The organism is Armatimonadota bacterium (assembly GCA_036504095.1).
In the GTDB taxonomy this organism is placed as follows: domain Bacteria; phylum Armatimonadota; class DTGP01; order JAKQQT01; family JAKQQT01; genus DASXUL01.
Window position 1 is genome coordinate 127,344 of record DASXVS010000040.1, and the last position, 18,584, is coordinate 145,927.

Genomic DNA, 18,584 nt, shown 5'->3' on the forward strand with positions numbered 1-18,584 from the left:
AAGACACGAAGGCACAAAGGAAACGATGAAGTGTGAACGATGAACGATGAAGGGCGAATCCGGGTCGGACATTCATCATTCATCATTCTGAACTCATCATTTTGGCTTTGTGCCTTTGTGTCTTTGTGGTTGAATTCACAACTTCCACCCCAGGCGGGCGGCTTCGGGTTCCCAGCAGTATGGGAACTCGCCGCGCTCGTCTACGATTGCGTACGCGGGGTCGTCCGGATCGAGGGTCCAGCCGGTGGAACGTCCCGCGCGGCGCAACGCATCCACGTGGCGTCCCAGCGCCTCGATGCCTGCGTCGTTCATGCTCAGAGCCGGGTACGGCTTCCCCCGGAAGTCGTGTGACAGCATGTCGGGGTGCTCCTTCAGCCACCCGCGCTTGTGCATGTACTGGACGTTGTTCCACACCATTCCCATGTTGATTCCGCACAGGCGCGCCACCTTCCTCATCGACGCCGGGGTCCAGATCCGACTCGTCAGCACGCGCGCCACCTGCAGCCCGCACGGACGCAGCCAGAAGAAGACCCCGTGGCGGCGCACGGCCTCGACCGGATCGTCCTCCACATCGTCACGCAACGGAGCATCCTCCCACGGCTCATGCAGAACGTCGCGCGTCACCCAACCCATGCGCCATAATGCCTGGCGGCCGGCGTCCGTGATGCTCCACTCCCGCGCACTATGCGCGTGATACGTGCGCGCGCCCAGGCGGCTTGGTACACTGCGGGCCGCGACCAGCGAGACCCACTGCAGCCTCTTCAGGTCCCTGCCAATAGTCGATTTGTCGATGCCGAAGGCGGCACAGATGTCCATCGTGGTTGTGGGTCCGTGCGCGCTCAGATGCGTCAGCAGCATCAGGGGTTTGACCGTCAGGAGAGCCGGGTGAAACTGCCAGTGCCGCGCGGCTCCATCGTCGCTCACCCGATGGGAACTCAACGCCGGGGCTCTCCGCCGGGATCCCCGGAATCCGTCGGTCGCCGGTATGTACCGTTCCCGCTCCTCCTCGGGCTGTTCGTCCAGCCACGGCGGCCTCTCGTCCGCATTCCAGTGGGCTTCATTCATGATTTGCCTCCTACTTACTAGCCCGCGGGAAGGCCGTTTTGTCTGAAGTTTTTTGAGGGCCGAGGGCTGAGGGCTGAGGGCTGAGGACGGTCGGGAGGACGCCCGCTACGTCATTCTGACCGAAGCGAAGAATCTCATCGACAACAATTCGGAACTCACCGCAGAGGAACGCAGAGGATTCCAGTAGAACCGGCGCCCCGCCCGTTGGGTGGACGGGTGACGGCGAACCCGACCAAATCCGCCTCGTACGGGGGAGTGCCGGATGTCCCATGTTCAGATCAACTGCTGGCGAGCCGGCGTATCGGCATCAGGGCCGGACCCTGCGCGAATCCCTTTCGGGCCGTGCCACGAGTACAAGAACGCATCGCCACCAGAAGTGCAATAGCACTATGCTCATCGAAGATAAGATGCTTGGGCTGAGGGTAGAGTCGGCGAAACCTCGCGCGTGCCTGGTCAGCCCCAAGTGTCGGCTGCGGCGACACGTGTTAACATTTCTTCATTAGCGGAGAATTAGGGCGGTGGAGCAGCTTGACCACTACGGTCTCCCGTCATATCAGCATCCCGATGATAATGGCTTGTATAAGTGCCATTGGAGTGGAAAATGAAGAGAAGGAGGATGAAGGAATTAGCGGATCAGGTGGTAAGTGTCATTGAGCACAACCCAAATACCTACGTAACTGAATCTAAGTTTCCGATCACCTGGTCGGAGGAACATGACGGACAGGAGATCGATTTTGAGATCGATGTTCTGGAGCAGGACGACGAGCGGATTCACTTGATCGTATCGGTCAGCGACGGCTATTTATCCGCGTTTTTTCCGGTGAGTCGCAGCACTATAGTGCGCAAGTGAAGATTCTTGTATCCGGCGGTCCGGCACATCCGTTCCCGGATCTTTGTTCGCCAATATCGAATCCGGGAGAGGCGGCAACCCCTCCGCTGTTCCGGGGAGCCTCTCTCCGGAACCGATCAGTACAAGCAGCTGTACGGTGGAGCGGCGTGTGCGGGACTACCATAGCCGCGCATCTCTCGTGGCACTGACGACTGAATGCGGAGGGCATCGGCCATGGGGTCCTCCGTACGGGCTCCGGGTCCTTGGAATCCCGCCAGTTGCAACTGGCGACCGAGTGAGTTACCTGCCCTCCGGGCAGGAGGTTGCCCCTGCCCGGAGGGCTGGTTGCCTGAACAGACGCCGGATTCATCCGGGGAGGCATGACGGGGGTGAGGGCTGCGGAACGCCCCGTAGGGGCAGAATGAGGGGAGCCCGGCGATTCATCGCCGGGTAACGCCGCGCGGACACCGGAACATCCCAGGGCGGCGGGGACGCAGCCACTACCGTGTTCGAGCTTCATCGCTCATCGTTCCGCGTTCATCGCTCACCGGTCCCCCCGCCACCGCAGCGCGGGGGAGGGGGGCAGGGGGAGGGGGATGCGGGCGGGGCGCCCGCGCTACCAGAAGTTGGAAGATGGAAGTTGGAGGTTGGATTTGGTCACTCAGAACCAGATCCTCCGTGGACCTCTGTGCCCTCCGTTTACTCCGTGGTGAATCCGGCTCCGGCATTCATCGTTCATCGTTCACGCTTCATCGTTTCCGCCTACATTTCCCGGCGCCACTCCAGCGCCTGGATCAGGGTCGCCTGGTCGGCGTAGTCCATGTCGCCTCCCATCGGCAGGCCGTGCGCGATGCGCGTGACGCGGATGCCCAGCGGCTTCAGGAGGTTGCTCAGATAGAGGGCGGTTGCCTCGCCTTCGATGGTGGGGTTTGTGGCGAGGATGGCCTCCTTGACGACTCCATCGCGCAGGCGGGTCAGCAACTCGCGGATCTTCAGCATTTCGGGGCCGATGCCCTCCATCGGCGAGATCACGCCGTGCAGGACGTGGTAAAGGCCCTTGAACTCGTTGGTTTTGTCCATGGCCACCAGGTCGCGGGGCTCGGCGACGATGCAGAGCAGCGACGGGTCGCGCCGGTGGTCCCTGCAGATGGCGCAGAGCTCCTGGTCGGTGAAGTTGAAGCACTGCCTGCAGAAATGGATCTGGCTCTTGACGTCCGTGATGGCGTCGGCGAGGCTTCGCGCATCCTCCGCCGAAATGCGCAGGATGTAGTACGCCAGGCGCTGGGCCGATTTCGGCCCGACGCCCGGCAGTTTTTCCAACTCACCGATCAGTTTCGCCAGCGGTCGTGCGTATTCCATAAGTAGACAGTAGGCAGTAGAGGGATTCGGCCCTCAGCCCTCAGCCCTCGGCCCTCAGCCCTCAACGGTCGATATCCTCATCCCGGCCTTCAATGAAGAGGATCGTCTCGGAGCGACGATAGCGGGCGTGCGGGCGGCGGTATCAGGCCGGGTCATCGTGGTGGATGATGGTTCCAGGGATGGAACGGCCGAAGCGGCCCGGGCAGCCGGCGCCGATGTTGTGCTGAGGCACGAGAGAAACCTGGGCAAGGGCGCGGCGCTGAATACGGCGCTCGGTTCCAGCGATGCTCCCGTGCTTTTGCTGCTGGACGCCGACCTCGGAGAAAGCGCGGCGGAAGTGGCGCCGTTAGTGGACGCCGTCCTGTCCGACGCGTGCGATATGTGTGTCGCCGCCTGGGTGGCCACGGGTCGCAAATCCGGTTTCGGGCTCGCGCAGGGCATCGCCCGCCGGGGCATCCGGCAGCGTACCGGCCGGACGTTCAATTCCCCCATCTCAGGCCAGCGTTGCGTACGCCGCGAATGGGTCGACCGTCTGGGCGGGTTTGCGCCGGGATTCTGCGTCGAGGTGGCACTTACCCTTGGAATTCTCCGGCAAGGCGGCCGCGTGGAGGAGGTTCCGCTCCCCCTCAGGCATCGGAAGACCGGCCGCACCCTCGCCGGCTTTCTTCACCGCGGCAGGCAGGCGCTCGCGATCCTCAGAGCGCTCCGGCGCTGATCGTGGCCGCGAAATAACCGGGCCGCATTTATTAAATCGCTCGGCGCCGGTGTTATACTTGCCATACCATGAGATCGTCGCTGTTGGCCTGTTTGGTAATCCTTGGAGGCACTGCAACCATGTCCGCTGCTTCAGCCCCGAATCCAATCGTTCGGTACGATCTGACATTTGCCGAGAAGTGGGCCAAAGACCCCGCCCGGCTCCGCGATGCGTGGGACTACGTTCACGCGGTCGCGGCGGTTCAGGGGCTGGTGAACAGATCGGGAACGCGCCTATATATCCGGGCGATTCATTCTCCGGAAGGCGGCGACATCATGCTGGACGATTGGTGGCTCGACCGTCTGCGCTCGCAGGGGGACTGGCTGGACGGCCGCCCCATCACCGATGTTGAGGATTTCGACGCTCTGGTCCGCCATTTCCGGCGAAGCGTGCATGGCTTGGTGGTCTATGACGAATCAGTGCCGGCAACCTCGTGTATCGCGTCCACCATCGCCGGAGTCGACGGCCTGATCCCGGTCCGCTACGACGCCCGGCCCGATTCGCTTTTCAACCGATTGCGGACCACGCTCAAGCTCCCGGTGAAGGCGTGGCTCATCCACCCGGACGGCACTCCCGCGTTCACCGGCAAGGGAGTCATCCCCGGAACCGGCGAGCCAAGCACCGGCAGCGCCAAGAACGATGCTTACCGATGGGCCATCAGCACGTTGCTCGATCGCGGGCGGTGCGATGCCGGTTCGCTGGCGTTCTACATCGACGCGGCGTGGCTCAAGAACCCGAGTGCGTCCGGGTTCTGGAACCACACGCTTACCAACCACGACTACTTTATCAGCAAGAAGGCGTTCTTCTTCGACCTCTCGCCGTGGGCAGATGAACCGGCAACGGACGACCCGGGGCAGAAGCCGGGCACGGACCTCGAAACGCTGAAGCGCATCCTCGCCTCGGCGGCCGGACATAACGCCGGCAAACGGATGACCCATATCGGAGGCTTCATCCCGTGGGCGTTCAAGTACACCGACCTTGTCGGCGGCAAACACGGCGGCGTGCCGTCGGAATGGGAATTCAGCCGCGTCATTTCAGCGTATAACGCCTACCTCGACGCCGATGCGCTGGGCCTTTGCGCCATGGCAAACGCGTCCTTCTATTCCCATCAGCCGTTGCCTGCCTACGGGCCGGAGAAACCGGTGGCGAAAGTGAAACCGGAACCCGGCAAACGTTACTTTGCCTTCTATGTGGGCGACTGGGATTCCGCGGCGTGGCTGTACCAGATGCTGCCCACCATTTGGGAGGATCCGGCACGCGGAACGGTGCCACTGGGCTGGGCGTTCAACCCGAACCTTGCGGAGCGTTTCCCGGCCGCGTTCTGGTATACACGCCATACTCGCACCGCGATGGACACATTCATCGCGGGCGACAGTGGCGCGGGCTATATCAACCCTTCGGAGCTTGAGGAACCACGGTCAAGCGGTCTTTCCAGTGGCGTCAGCCTCTGGGAAGGGCACTGCGCGAACTGGTACGCCAGATTCGGCCTTTCCATCACCGGATTCGTCATCGACGGCTACGCTCCGCCGATGCCGAAATCCGTCCTCGACGCCTACGCGCGGTTCTCGCCCAAAGGCACCGTGGCGCAGAAGGTCCCCCCGCTTGGAATGCACAACGGGATGCCACTGCTGCAGATGAGCGACGACCTCAGCGGATCCCCGGAAGACGCCGCGGGACAGATTGCGAGGCGCTTGAAGGAGGACCCGCGCCGCTTCCTCATCTTCCGGGCCGTCCTGAAAAAGCCGTCGTGGTATGCGGGGGTTGTGGCGGCGCTGAAGAAGACCGATGCTCACGTCGAAGTGCTCGAACCGTACACCTTCTTCGAAACGATGAAGAAGGCATCCACTCAACCGCCGAAGTAGCCAAGGATCACCAGATGGAACGCTCGGACCGCTGACGCCGCCCGCCCCCTGAACGGGCGCCTCCGCGCCGATGGGTCTGCGATCGACGTCGTCGGTAGACGCGGCCCGCCCGGAATACGTCGGTTGGTGGCCAAATCTCGGACATCATTGGGCCGTAGATTCGGGATCGCGTTCCCCTTCATCCAAATCGCCGGCGCCCACTGCCCGCCCGAGATGCTCAATCCTGGGAAACTCCTGCTTCAGGCGTTTCAACTCGATCAGGTGCTGTCGGGACAGGCGATTCAAGACCTCTTCACCACGTTCCGTCGCATGGACACTTACCGACCGTCCGTCCTTCTGATCGGCACGTCGTTCTACGAGTCCGCCAACCTCCATCCTCCGAACGATGTTCGTCACAGCCGGCTGTCGAGCATCCAGCCGTTCCGAAAGCTCTGTAATCGTCGCCCAGTCCCGATGGGGATAGCCCCTGAGCGCCAGGAGGAGCTGGTGTTGCTGTGGTGTCAAGCCTGCGTCGCGCGCCGCCGCCTCGCTGAACGTCAGGAAGCGCCGGATTGCCCGCCGAAACCCCGCCAGCGCTTCGTAGTCCTGTTTGGTCATAATCGCCACACCGGCCTTTCCATACGTCGCTAAGGGAAGTGTAGCACGCCTGGATGCTCGCCGAATTGCATTCCATTGTAATATACTTGTGACTGGTTGCACTTCATTTGTAAGAGGAGGCAGGATGCGATCAGCGAAACAACTCTCGATACCGGTTGCGGAGGCGCGGCTTCTGTTCATGTCCGTACTGAGCGCCGGAATCGGTGTTGTCTGTGGATTTGTAGCATACGGGCTGTATCACCTCATCGGATTCACTACAAACATCCTCTATTACCACCGCCTCTCATGGGATTTCGTGTCGCCCAGGTTTCACCATCTGGCCCTGTGGGCGATCCCGATACCTGCTGTCGCCGGCCTCGCCATCGGCGCCATGGTGAAATACGGTTCCCGGAAGATCAGCGGCCACGGTATTCCGGAGGCGATGGAGGCGATCCTGCTGAACAAGAGCCGGATCAGCCCGCGGGTAGCGATTCTCAAGCCTGTCTCTGCCGCACTGGCCATTGGTTCCGGCGGACCGTTCGGCGCGGAGGGGCCGATCATCCAGACGGGCGGCGCTATCGGCTCTCTGGTCGGCCAGTTTCTGCACGTTACGCCGGCCGAACGGAAAGTGCTTCTCGCCTGCGGTGCGGCGGGCGGCATGGCCGCCACTTTCAGCACCCCGATTGCGGCGGTTATCCTTGCCATCGAACTGCTGCTGTTCGAGTTCAAGTCGCGCTCCTTCATACCGATCTGCATCGCCAGCGTGATCGCGACCAGCGTGCGCTTCGGCCTTTTTGGCACCGGACCGATGTTCTCCGTTCCACATCACGGCTTCGGGACGCCGTCTACGTTGCCGGCGTACATGGGGCTCAGCGTGGTCGCGGGGTTGGCAGCCGTCGTCATCACGAAGGCGCTTTATGCGGCGGAAGATTTGTTCGACCGAATTCCACTCGACATCCTGTGGCTTCCCGCCATTGGCGGCTTGGCTGTCGGCCTGATCGGCTACATGCAGCCGCGCGTGTTGGGGGTCGGGTATGACACAATCACGGAGATCCTGGACGGCCGGCTTACAGCGAGTGTTCTGATCGCTCTTGTGGTCGCGAAGGCAGCGGCGATGTGTATCTCGCTGGGATCGAAAACGTCCGGAGGGGTGCTGGCGCCGGTCTTGACGGTTGGCGGCGCAATCGGCTGCCTTTACGGCTTCGCCATCACCCATTTCTGGCCGGCTCTCGGACTCCAGCCGGGCGTGTTCGCGCTCGTCTGTATGGCGGCTGTCTTCGGCGCATCCACACGGGCCACGTTCACAAGCATCGTGTTCGCGTTCGAACTGACGCGGGATTATCAGGCGGTGCTGCCGCTCATGCTGGTGTGTGTCATCGCGGATGCCATCGCATCCAGCCTGATGGAGCACTCGATCATGACGGAAAAGCTGGTTCGCCGAGGCGTCAAAGTCCCCCAGGAGTACGAAGCGGATGTGCTGATGGGAGTGAACGTGAGCGATGTGATGAGCCGGAACGTTTTCACGGTCGAAGCAGATGAGCCGGTGACGACGGTGATAGAACAAGTGCAGGGCCGGCGAAAGGACCATCCAGCTCATCAGGCCTACCCCATCCTCGATTCGGACGGCCACTTAGCCGGCATTATCTCCCGGAGCGACCTGATCGACTGTCCTGAGGAGGATCTGGACCGGCTGACCGTCAGCCAGGTTGGTACGCCGGACGTGATTGTCGCGCACCCGGACGAGCCGCTTCATGACGCGTTGGCCAAGATGCTGACATTTGACATCGGGCACCTTCCGGTCGTTGAGAGGGATTTGCCGAAAACTGTGGTGGGCTTCCTGACCCGCAGCGACATCTTCAAGGCCCGTCACCGGCGTATGGCGGATGAACTGCACCGGCACCGGGTGTACAACCCGCTTCCCAGGCTTCTTCAACGGGATCGGGTGAAGGAAGACGACACTGTCGATGCTCCCAGGTAGAGGGCGTCGCACCGTCCTCTGATGTGAGACTTACGGGACGCGCAGCGAATACTTCACGGCTGGGATGTCCTTGTACATGAAGCGGTTTTCCAGCGTGAGCCCGCATTTTTCCATGACGCGGATGGAGGCGGCGTTGTCCGCCAGCGCCGTCGCGGAAATGCGCGTCACCCCCTGCTCGCGAATGCCCTTCTCGATGAGCGCAAGCGAGGCTTCCGTCGCGTAACCATGGCCCCAGGCCTCCCGGATCAGCCGGTACCCCAGTTCGATCTCATCGGGATCCGATTTGGCGCGCCGGAAGTGGATCCAGCCGATGAACCTGAAGTCGCGGGCTTTCTCCAGGATGATCCACCGCCCGAAACCGTCGCGGCGCTCCGCATCCGCCAGGATCGGCGGCAGGATAACACACTCCACCACGTGACGCGTCGGCGGCTCCGGCATATCCAGGTACCGGCGGACCTCGGGGTCGGCGTCCAGCGCGACCAGGTTGTCCACGTCGTCAGGATCGAAATCACGCAGTATCAGCCGCTCGGTTTCGAGATGGATGCGCATGTGAGGTCAGGCCGCCTCGGCCTCTCCGTCCTTCCTGTTGATCAGCACGCCCGGCAGGAATGGTATGGCGAGAACGATGACCGCCGTGGTGGCGCCGTTGATCCAGACCAGCGGCGCGAACTGCTGGTGGAAGAACTCGAAGAGCCTCGAACCGATCATGTCCGATGCGCCCATCGCGATGTTGATGAACGCGTACATCACCGAATAGCCCAGCGCCTCGCTGCCGCTGGGGGTGGCGCGCGCCGTAAGATCGAACAGGGCCAGAAAGGCGATGGCGCCCGTGAAGCCGTACAACCCATCGATCGCCATCGCCGCACGCCGCGAAAACTTCACTCACCTCCCATCATTCATCGTTCACCGCCCCATTGTTCACCGCTTCCTACAGGTCCTTCTGCATAATCACGAACCGGCGCCATTCCACGAAACCGGCTTCCTTGTAGAGCAGGGCCGTCTTGTCGTCGGTCCAGAGGAACCAGGCGACCTGCTTACCGCTAATCCGCATACGCTCCAGGGTCTCGAACGTCAGCCAGGCGCCGATGCCGCGGCCCCGGACGCGCGGTGACGTGCCCACGGGACCGAAACGCTCATTGTTGTAGTGGCAGAAGCCGACCACGGAGTTCGTTTCGTTGTCCCAGGCGAACAGCAGGCGGTCGGTCTTGGCGCGGCCGGCATGAATGTCAATGGCGGCGTCGCGCACCCAGCGCTCCCAGTCGCCCGGGAAGTCTTCGACCATGAACTCGTGGATGAACGGCACCAGGTCCGGCGAGTACTCCCTGATCACGACGGACTTGTCCTTGTCCGCCTTCAGCGCCGCCACCTTCTGGCGCAGCCATTCTGGCCGCCGAACCTTATCCAGTTGCGTCTGCATCGCCAGCGGGCGGGAGTGCTCCGTGTAACCGCGGGACAGCAGAAACGCGACGGCCTCCGTGTAGCGCTCGACGTCCACGCCTGGCCAGAAGTAGTTGGGTGCATACGGCGCGATCAACACCTTCTTCGCGCCCTCGACCTTGAGGTAGGCCTCGGCTTCAGCCAGAAGCCTGGTGCCATAGCCCTGCCGGCGAAGGCGCTCGTCCACGCCGAAGAGCGTGATGTAGCCTCGGTCCGTGTCCATCGGCACGTGGGGCATCGGGATCTTGCGGTGGATGGCCACGCAGAAACCCCGCACGGCCCCGTCGCCCAGCCGGCCTTCCTTGCCCTCGATGTGCTCCCGCAGCACGAAGGTGCCATCCGGTTCCCAGTTCTGGTCCCACAGGATCTGCACCGCCAGTTTTTCGCTGTCCATCGCTTCCGTGGGGAAGCAGTTCCGCACCGCGAGCGCGAGACTGCTGAACGGGCTGGCGCCCGACCACGGCAATACTGAATACGTTCGTTCCGCTCCACTCATTGCTGTGCCGCCTCCATCCCAAGTTGTCATCCTGAGCGGAGAGAAGGATCTCAACGTTACGCTGAGATCCTTCGCGCCGCTCAGGATGACAACTGCACCTGTTCTGCTACCTGCTGCTGTTAGCCAGTATCTCGCAAATCCTGTCCTGCACCGAGTTGATCGGGGACGTATCGCCGTTGTAGTGGTTCATCAGCAGTACGAAAACCAGCGGTTCGCCGTCCCTTGTGCTCACGTAGCCCGTGAGATTGCGCGCCTTGCCAACGTAGCCGGTCTTCGCCTTCACGTTGTTCGCCGCGGCCGTGCCCTTCAACCGGTTGCGCAGGCTGCCGTCCACGCCGGCAATCGGGAGGCTGTCGATGAAGGCGTCGCGGTTGGGGTGCGACCACATATACTCCAGGACCGAGGCGAGGGCCTTCGGGGTCACGAGGTCGAGCCTGGACAGTCCGCTGCCGTCTTCGATGAGGACGGAATCCGCGCCCACCCCGATCTTCTTGAGGTAGTCCCTCTCGACAGTTGCCCCGGCGCCCGTAGTGCCCGCGCCGTTCTTCACCAGGCCCAGGGTCTTGAGCAGGCTCTCGGCCATGAGGTTGTCGCTGGGCTTGTTGAGCAGCTTCAGTATTTCGGGGAGAGGCTGCGAATCGTGCGAGGCAACTTTCGTGGCGCCTTCCGGCGCGATGCCGCCGCGAGCGGCCCCTGTGACGGTCACACCCTCGTCTCGAAGGCATTTGCGGAACAGGTAGGCGGTATACACCGCCGGCTCTTCCATGGTGATGTCCACGTTCTGAACCTTCGGCCCCTTGCCCACGGAACCCGCGATCGACCGGTGCATATTGCCGAACACCGAGACAACGTTCGAAGCCATCGGACGATCCACAACCATCGTTTCAGGAGTCGAATCGGCAACGGTGGTCGCTGTGTTGCGGACCAGCATATACCCCGCGTCCGGGTTCATCGTCACGACCGGAGGCGCGCCGATATCGCCCGCGGTGACGGCGACGTGAACGGTGCCACGGTCAACCGTCAGGCCATCGATCTCCGCGCTGTAATACGCCGCCAGATCATCCCAACCCCACGAGTAGCCGAGGCGCTGGGAATCGAAGCACGATCCATCGCCCACGATGTCGCCGTTAACCTTGCTGATTCCCGCCGCTTTGACCGCCTTGGCGAGTTCGACCAGGTCCTTCGCTTCGAGCGTCGAGTCGCCGCTGCCCTTGAGATAGAGGCTCCCGTTCAGCGTGCCGCCGTCGAGCGAGCCGTCGCGCAGCACCGGGGTGGTGTACCGGAAATCTTTGGGCAGGACATCGGTGCAGGCCGATGAGACCAGCAGTTTCATGTTGCTGGCCGGGATGAACAGGCGGTCTTCGTTGAGCGCATAGATGACCCGGTGATTGTCCAGGCTCTTCACGAGCACGCCGGTCCACCCGCGGGCCATTGCCGGATCGGAGAGCTGCTTGTCGATGGCGGCCTTGATGGCGGCGTCATCGGCGCGGGCGAGAGATACGCCGGCGGCCAGCATGAGGGCCGCAAGCGCGAAACGGACGGTACGGAAGGAATGCATAGGAACTCCTCAGGCGTATTTGGTTGCCCTCAGTATAACACACCGGAGGAGGGCAGGAATTCATCTTCAAGCGTGGCGCCGGCGTCCCTGCCGGCGACCTGCTCACCACCGCCGGCCATTTGCTCAACATCGCCGGCACTGAGGCCGGCGCCACGCTTGAGTTGGATCCGTTCTACTGCACCGAAATCTTCGCGTACCTGCGTCCCACTTTCAGCACGTCGCCGGTCTTGGCCGCAACGCGGGCTTCGATATCCGTCACCTTCTCGCCGTTCAACTGGAAACCGCCCTGCTGGATCGTGCGGCGCGCATCGTTCGTGCCCTTGGCCAGTTCCGCGGCCTTCAGAAGGTTCACCACCCAGATCGTGCCGTTCTCTTCCAGCGTCACCTCGAACTCGGGCATATCGTCCGGCACCTCGCGCTGGCTGAACTGATGCTCCCACGCCGCCTGCGCGTGATCGGCGTCCTCCGTGCTGTGGTACAGGGCCACGATCTCACGGCCGAGACGCTTTTTGGCCGCCATCGGATTCTCGGCGATCAGAGGTTTCACTTCCTCGAGCGGCACGTCGGTGCAGAGTTCGAACCACTGCTCCAGCGCGGCGTCGGGGATGCTCATCGTCTTGCCGAACTGCTCGGCCGGGCTCTCGAAGATGCCGATGTAGTTTCCAAGGCTCTTGCTCATCTTCTTCTCGCCGTCGAGCCCGACAAGGATGGGCATGAAGAGCCCGATCTGCGGCTCGTGTCCGTATTCGCGCAGGAGATCCCGGCCGGCCATGATATTGAACGTCTGGTCCTGTCCGCCGATTTCGACGTCCGAGACCAGGTCCACGCTGTCGAGCGCCTGCGCCACCGGGTAGAGTATCTCGTGCAGGTAGAGGGGCTGTCCGCTGGCCATCCGATTGGAGAAATCCTCGCGTTCCAGGATTTGCGCCACCGTGAACTTGCCCGTGATCTCGATGAGCTGTGCGAAAGTGATTTTGCCCAGCCAGTCGCTGTTGCGATGCACCTTGGTCTTCGCCGGATCGAGGATCTTATACAGCTGATGCTCGTAGGTTATCGCGTGGGCCGTAATCTGTTCGTCCGTAAGCTGAGGGCGGGTGAGCGAACGCCCCGTGGGGTCGCCGATCATCGCCGTGAAGTCGCCGATCACCAGGTCAATGGTGTGGCCGAAGTCCTGAAACTGGCGTAATTTACGCAGCACCACGGCGAAGCCTAGATGGATGTCCGAGGCGGTCGGGTCGATGCCCAGTTTGATGCGCAGGGGTACGCCGGTCTTCGCCGATTTCTCGAGTTTGGCCTTGAACTCGTCCATCGGAACGATGGCCTGCACGCCACGCGCGAGCGCTTTGAGTTGTTCGTCTACGGTTGCCATATATAGATCTGTCCTGTCTAGTTGCCGCTCAAATCGGGCCGGAGATTGGTGATAAACGCCGGAATGTCCTCGCCGGCGGCGATTGCGTTCACGATGGCGCTTCCCACCACGGCGCCGTCCGCCCACTGCCAGACGGTCTTTACGTGCTCCGCCGTGCTGATGCCGAAGCCCACGGCGATGGGTGTGTCTGTATGCTTTCGGATCTTGTCCAGCAGCGCGTGAAGTTCGGGTGGAACGGTCTGCTGCACACCGGTGACCCCGGCGCGGCTGACACAATAGATGAAGCCGGTGGCCATCGCCGCGGCGGCCTCAATGCGCTCATTGGTACTGGTCGGGGCCAGCAGGAAGATGGTGTCCACGCCGTTGGCGTCTGCCGCCGCCTTCCATTCCCCCGCCTCTTCCGGCGGCAGATCCGTCACGATCACACCGTCCACGCCGCTCTCACGGCACTTGGCGGCGAAATTCTCGAAGCCCGGACGCATCACGAGGTTCGTGCACGTCATCAGCACAATCGGCGTCTCAAGTCCACCCGCCCGCAGACGCGCGACCGTGGCGAATACGCCGTCCGGCGTTGTTCCGGCCTCCAGTGCGCGCTGCGCGGACACCTGGATGGCCGTGCCATCAAGCAACGGGTCCGAAAACGGGAGGCCGAGTTCGATGATGTCGGCCCCGGCCGCGGCGATCTGCGGAACCAGGCGCTCGGTCGCCTCCAGCGACGGATCGCCCGCGGTGATGTAGGCAACCAGCGCGCCGCGGCCGTGGATGCTCTCAAATGTGTTCGTTATTCGGGACATAGGTTGGGATTTGGGGTTCGGGATTTGGGATTCGGGTGTCATCCGCACCGGTCAGGCACCAGCATCCAGTATCCGCTGCACCTGTTCAACGTCCTTGTCGCCGCGGCCGGAGAGGCACAGAACAACGTTTTGGTCCGGCGTCATCGCGGCGGCGACTTCCATCAGGCGCGGGATGGCGTGGGCGGATTCCAGGGCGGGGATGATCCCTTCGGACCTTGAAAGCAATTGGAGGCCGGCCAGCGCGTCGTCGTCGGTCGCTGCGGAGTACTCCGCGCGGCCGCTGGACTTGAAATAGGCGTGCTCGGGGCCAACCCCCGGATAATCGAGGCCCGCGGAGACCGAATGCGTGCCGATGATCTGTCCGGCCGCGTCCTGTAGAACGTACGTTTTTGAGCCATGCAGCACGCCGACTTCGCCGGCAGCCAGCGTAGCGGCGTGTTCACCTGTCTCCAGCCCATGGCCGCCCGCCTCAACGCCAAGAAGGCGCACGGAAAGGTCGTCCTTGAATGGCCAGAACATGCCCATCGCGTTGCTTCCGCCGCCGACGCACGCCACCACCGCGTCCGGCAGCTTGCCAGCCCGTTCGTGCATTTGGCGCTTCGTTTCGGTGCCGATCACGCTCTGGAAATCTCGGACCATCGCCGGGAACGGGTGTGGACCAACGACCGACCCGATGACATAATGCGTATCCTGAACGTTGGTTACCCAGTCGCGGAACGCCTCGTTGATGGCGTCCTTGAGGGTCTTCGTGCCGGAATCGACCGGCACAACCTCGGTGCCAAGCAGACGCATCCGGAAGACGTTCAGGGATTGACGCTCCGTGTCTTCGCGGCCCATATAGACGACGCATGGCAGGCCGAGCAGCGCGCAGGCGGTCGCGGTCGCCACGCCGTGCTGGCCGGCACCGGTTTCGGCGATGATGCGGGTCTTGCCCATCCGCTTCGCGAGAAGCACCTGCGCGAGGGCATTGTTCAACTTATGGGAACCGGTGTGGCAGAGATCCTCGCGCTTCAGCCAGATGCGCCCGCCGCCCGCCTGCTTTGTCAGATTCGAGGCGAGGGTCAAAGGGGTCGGGCGTCCCACGTAATCGCGCAGGAGGGCGTCCAATTCAGCGTGGAAAGCCGTGTCGGATTTCAGGGCTTCATACGCGGTCGTGAGCGCGTCGAGGACCGGAACGAGGATTTCCGGGACGTAGCGGCCGCCAAACGGCCCGAAATGCCCCGGTACGGTCGCAGTATTAGTGTCGGTTGCCATAAACTCATTATGGCACGCAGAGCCCAGGCGGGGATTCGTCGTATCGCCGCCCGCCGTATCGCCGCCCGTCGTGGGGCCGGCCTCCGTGCCGGCCTCGGCTACAAACTAGCCGCGCGGGCGTTGGTCACAAACCGGCGCATCGCATCGGCATCCTTGCGGCCCGGCGATGATTCCACGCCGCTGGAAACATCCACGCCCCACGGCTGCGTCAGACGGATAGCGTCGGCAACGTTGTCCGGGGTGAGACCGCCCGCGATGATGACCGGATTCCCGAACTCCTTGGCCGCCGCCGCCAGCGTCCAGTCGAATGTCTTGCCGGTCCCGCCTTCAACACCCGATACGAATGCATCCAGGAGAATCTGGTCTACCGACTGAGGGAGCTGCCGCAGTTCCGCGCGGAGGGATTCCACGTCACGCGCCGGAAACGCCCGAACCACCCGCACGCCACGCGCCAGAACGATATCGAGCCAGCGTACACACTCCGCTTCGGTCCATTGCGAAATCGGGTTTCGGTAAAACTGAACGCCGCCCAGATGCGCCGTGAGCACCGCATCGTGGACCGCCATGAAATCCTCGTTCACGAATACGCCGACCAGTTCGACATCCGACGGTACCGCCATTCGGATCGCCTTCGCCTGTTCCAGCGTCACGCAACGGGGGCTGGGTGCGAAAACGAGCCCCAATGCATCCGCGCCGGCTTCGACCGCGGCGAGCGCATCCTCGGGATTCGTGATCCCGCATATCTTGATGTGGACTGGCATATTACGCTTCCGTCAGCTCGCGCACGCGGGCGGCGACATCCGGCGCCTTCATCAGCGCCTCACCGACCAGCGCCGCGTCCGCTCCCCAACTCCGAACGGTTCGAATGTCATCCGCCGTGAAGAGACCGCTCTCGGCGACGATCACCGCGTCGGGGCGTTCTGAACGGATGACACCGGATAGACGATGGGTGTTCTCAAGAGATATCTCGAACGTCTTCAGGTTTCGGTTGTTGATGCCAATGACTTCGGACGGAGACGAGAAGATACGCTCCAGATCAGCCTCATCGTACGCTTCGACCAGGCATTCCATGCCGAAGCGAGCGGCCTCCGCCAGCATCTCACAGAGCAGCGGCGTTTCCAGAATGGTTGCGATGAGCAGTACGGTGTCCGCTCCCATCAGCCGGCTCTGCGCGATCTGCACGGTGTCGAACAGGAAGTCCTTTCGCAGGACCGGGACCGGCACGGCGGCCCTGATGCGTGCGAGGTCATCGGGGTCTGACTGGAAGTAATGCCTTTCGGTGAGCACGCTGATCGCCGCGGCTCCGTTGGCCGCATAGAGCGCGGCTTGCTCGACAGGGTCGAATTCTTCATTGAGAAGCCCCTTCGCCGGGGAGGCGCGCTTCACCTCGGCTATCAGGGCGGTCGCACCCGGTTTTCGCAGGGCGGACTGGAACGGCCGGCATGGAGGCAGCGCCAGGGCTGCCGCTTCCATCGCGGTCCGTGAGGCCCGCAGGGTTTCCACGTCGGCACGGTTACGGTCGATTATCTGGTCGAGGATGGTCATATCAAAACAGCAGGTCGGGCCTTACCCGACGTCGTCATGAGGCACAGCCGCCCCCGGCTGTGAGCGTCGGGCACGGAGGCCCGACCTACCGGAGCAGTCCGATCTACCTTGGAGACACGCTCATCTTCCGCAGCTGTTCCAGTTTGGCCAGAGCGGCGCCGGAATCTATGCTCTTCGCGGAGGATTCAATTGCGTCCGGCCAGTCCTCTGCCGCATCAGCGACCAGCAACCCCGCGGCGGCGTTCAGAAGGACGATGTCACGCCGTGGGCCTTTCTCTCCCTGAAGCACCCGTTCGAGCAGGTGCGCGTTATGGACCGCGTCTCCGCCCAGGATGTCCTCGAGGTTCGCTCTCGGCAGCCCGAATTCCGAAGCGTCCAGGGTGTACTCCTTCAACGAACCATCGCGCAATTCGGCTATCTGGCTGATGCCCACGGTGCTAAGCTCGTCAAACCCTGGCGCTCCATGAACAACCATCGCCCTTTCGCTGCCGAGCACGCTCAGCGCTGCCGCCAGAGGTTGGAGCCATTCCGCCGCCCACACACCGATCAACTGTCGTTCGGCCTTGGCGGGGTTTGTCAGCGGGCCGAGGACGTTGAATACGGTCCGCACGCCGATTTCGCGCCGCGCCGTTGCAGCGTAACGCATGCTGGGGTGCAGGTGCTGGGCGAAAAGAAACGCGATGCCGATCTCGTCGATGGCCGCGGCCAGAACCTCGGCTGGTGCCTCGATGGGCACGCCGAGGGCCTCAAGCACATCTGCGCTCCCGCATTTGCTGCTCATCGCTCGATTCCCGTGCTTTGCGATGGGCACTCCCGCCCCGGCCGCCACGAAAGTGGCTGTCGTGCTGATATTGAAGGTGCTGACGGGCAGGCCGTTCAAGATGAGCGCGTCGCCGCCCGTTCCGACGATGTCGAGGTGGTTCCTCACCCGCTTCGGTACAACGTGCACAACGTGTTCCCGCATCGTGCGGCTGAACCCGCAGATCTCGTCCACCGTCTCGCCCTTCATCCGCATGGCGATCAGCAGGGCGGCGGTCTGGGCATCCGTGGCGGCGCCCGACATCATTTCCTGCATCACCGCCGCCGCCTCCAGGGGGTCCAGGTTTTCGAACCGCATCACGCGGGCTATGGCTTCTCGTATCATTGTTCGAGGAAATTGCGCAGCAGGTCCTTGCCGCGTTCCGTTAATATGCTCTCGGGGTGGAATTGAACGCCTTCCAGCGGCCAGTCTTTATGTCGCACCCCCATGATTTCGCCCTCTTCGGTCTCCGCGCTGACAGTGAGGCATTCCGGCAAGGTGGAACGCTCGATGAGCAGGCTGTGATAGCGGATCGCTGTCATCGGGTTCGGCAGTCCGGCAAATACTCCTGCGCCGTCGTGGTGGATCAGAGAGGTCTTGCCGTGCATGATGCGGTCTGCGCGGACCACCTTGCCGCCCAGCGCGGCCGCGATGCTCTGATGCCCCAGACACACACCGAGAATGGGGGTCGTCGCGCCGAAGCGCCGAATCGTCCCCACGCTGACGCCCGCCTCATTGGGGGTGCACGGGCCGGGTGAAATCAGGATCTTCTCCGGGGCCATCTCCTCGATTTCGTCCAGCGTGATGTCGCGGTTGCGCACAACGCGCATTTCCGCGCCCATCTCGCCCAAATACTGGACGATGTTATATGTGAACGAATCATAGTTGTCGATAACAAGGATCATATGT

Annotated in this window: 17 protein-coding genes and 1 pseudogene; 4 read left to right on the forward strand and 14 right to left on the reverse strand. The window is 62.7% G+C overall.

From position 1 onward, the window contains the following. Positions 1-135: 135 nt before the first annotated feature. Positions 136-1,065, reverse strand: coding sequence for a MarR family transcriptional regulator (locus VGM51_07795; protein HEY3412944.1), 930 nt, complete (start codon positions 1,063-1,065; stop codon positions 136-138). A 616-nt stretch (positions 1,066-1,681) separates the two neighbouring features. Between VGM51_07795 and VGM51_07800 the strand changes: the two genes are divergently transcribed. After that, a complete protein-coding gene (locus VGM51_07800) occupies positions 1,682-1,915 on the forward strand; it encodes a hypothetical protein (GenBank protein ID HEY3412945.1) in 234 nt (77 codons plus the stop codon). Between the two features lie 741 nt (positions 1,916-2,656). Here VGM51_07800 and recR read toward each other — a convergent pair. Beyond that, on the reverse strand, positions 2,657-3,253 hold the full coding sequence (gene recR, locus VGM51_07805) for a recombination mediator RecR (protein HEY3412946.1): 597 nt from the start codon (positions 3,251-3,253) through the stop codon (positions 2,657-2,659). A 70-nt stretch (positions 3,254-3,323) separates the two neighbouring features. On the opposite strand from recR, the pseudogene VGM51_07810 reads away from it, so the two are divergent. Both VGM51_07810 and VGM51_07815 read left to right on the forward strand, forming a co-directional pair. Beyond that, a pseudogene (locus VGM51_07810) lies at positions 3,324-3,968 on the forward strand (glycosyltransferase family 2 protein). A 119-nt stretch (positions 3,969-4,087) separates the two neighbouring features. Then, a complete protein-coding gene (locus VGM51_07815; GenBank protein HEY3412947.1) occupies positions 4,088-5,869 on the forward strand; it encodes a hypothetical protein in 1,782 nt (593 codons plus the stop codon). A gap of 144 nt (positions 5,870-6,013) precedes the next feature. Here the strand turns inward: VGM51_07815 and VGM51_07820 are convergent, their stop codons facing one another. Next, positions 6,014-6,466, reverse strand: a complete 453-nt coding sequence (locus VGM51_07820; protein ID HEY3412948.1) for a MarR family transcriptional regulator — start codon at positions 6,464-6,466, stop codon at positions 6,014-6,016. 124 nt (positions 6,467-6,590) lie between these two features. Here VGM51_07820 and VGM51_07825 point away from each other — a divergent pair, with 124 nt between their 5' ends. After that, positions 6,591-8,423, forward strand: a complete 1,833-nt coding sequence (locus tag VGM51_07825) for a chloride channel protein (protein HEY3412949.1) — start codon at positions 6,591-6,593, stop codon at positions 8,421-8,423. A 30-nt stretch (positions 8,424-8,453) separates the two neighbouring features. Here the strand turns inward: VGM51_07825 and VGM51_07830 are convergent, their stop codons facing one another. The 11 genes from VGM51_07830 to VGM51_07880 all read right to left on the reverse strand — a co-directional run bounded on the left by VGM51_07830 (position 8,454) and on the right by VGM51_07880 (position 18,580). Continuing rightward, positions 8,454-8,972 carry a GNAT family N-acetyltransferase gene (locus VGM51_07830; GenBank protein HEY3412950.1) on the reverse strand — a complete coding sequence of 173 codons (519 nt, stop codon included), beginning with the start codon at positions 8,970-8,972 and terminating at the stop codon, positions 8,454-8,456. Between the two features lie 6 nt (positions 8,973-8,978). Continuing rightward, positions 8,979-9,305, reverse strand: a complete 327-nt coding sequence (locus VGM51_07835; GenBank protein HEY3412951.1) for a hypothetical protein — start codon at positions 9,303-9,305, stop codon at positions 8,979-8,981. A gap of 46 nt (positions 9,306-9,351) precedes the next feature. After that, positions 9,352-10,356 carry a GNAT family N-acetyltransferase gene (locus tag VGM51_07840; GenBank protein HEY3412952.1) on the reverse strand — a complete coding sequence of 335 codons (1,005 nt, stop codon included), beginning with the start codon at positions 10,354-10,356 and terminating at the stop codon, positions 9,352-9,354. Between the two features lie 106 nt (positions 10,357-10,462). Further along, the gene (dacB, locus tag VGM51_07845; protein HEY3412953.1) at positions 10,463-11,914 is read right to left on the reverse strand and encodes a D-alanyl-D-alanine carboxypeptidase/D-alanyl-D-alanine-endopeptidase; all 1,452 of its coding nucleotides are present in this window, start codon (positions 11,912-11,914) and stop codon (positions 10,463-10,465) included. A gap of 172 nt (positions 11,915-12,086) precedes the next feature. Continuing rightward, positions 12,087-13,283: a tyrosine--tRNA ligase gene (gene tyrS / locus VGM51_07850; protein ID HEY3412954.1), complete on the reverse strand. Its 1,197-nt coding sequence runs from the start codon at positions 13,281-13,283 to the stop codon at positions 12,087-12,089. Between the two features lie 17 nt (positions 13,284-13,300). Beyond that, complete coding sequence (gene trpA, locus VGM51_07855) at positions 13,301-14,077, reverse strand: tryptophan synthase subunit alpha (GenBank protein ID HEY3412955.1); 777 nt, start codon at positions 14,075-14,077, stop codon at positions 13,301-13,303. Positions 14,078-14,128: 51 nt separating this feature from the next. After that, positions 14,129-15,331: a tryptophan synthase subunit beta gene (gene trpB / locus VGM51_07860; protein HEY3412956.1), complete on the reverse strand. Its 1,203-nt coding sequence runs from the start codon at positions 15,329-15,331 to the stop codon at positions 14,129-14,131. A gap of 98 nt (positions 15,332-15,429) precedes the next feature. Continuing rightward, positions 15,430-16,092, reverse strand: coding sequence for a phosphoribosylanthranilate isomerase (locus VGM51_07865; protein HEY3412957.1), 663 nt, complete (start codon positions 16,090-16,092; stop codon positions 15,430-15,432). Position 16,093: 1 nt separating this feature from the next. Continuing rightward, the gene (gene trpC / locus VGM51_07870; protein HEY3412958.1) at positions 16,094-16,876 is read right to left on the reverse strand and encodes an indole-3-glycerol phosphate synthase TrpC; all 783 of its coding nucleotides are present in this window, start codon (positions 16,874-16,876) and stop codon (positions 16,094-16,096) included. Positions 16,877-16,979: 103 nt separating this feature from the next. Further along, entirely contained in the window at positions 16,980-18,020 is a 1,041-nt protein-coding gene (gene trpD / locus VGM51_07875) for an anthranilate phosphoribosyltransferase (protein HEY3412959.1), read from the reverse strand. Further along, positions 18,017-18,580 (reverse strand): aminodeoxychorismate/anthranilate synthase component II, encoded by a 564-nt coding sequence (locus tag VGM51_07880; protein ID HEY3412960.1) that lies wholly within the window; start codon positions 18,578-18,580, stop codon positions 18,017-18,019. The genes trpD and VGM51_07880 overlap by 4 nt, the downstream gene beginning before the upstream one ends. Positions 18,581-18,584 lie beyond the last annotated feature (4 nt).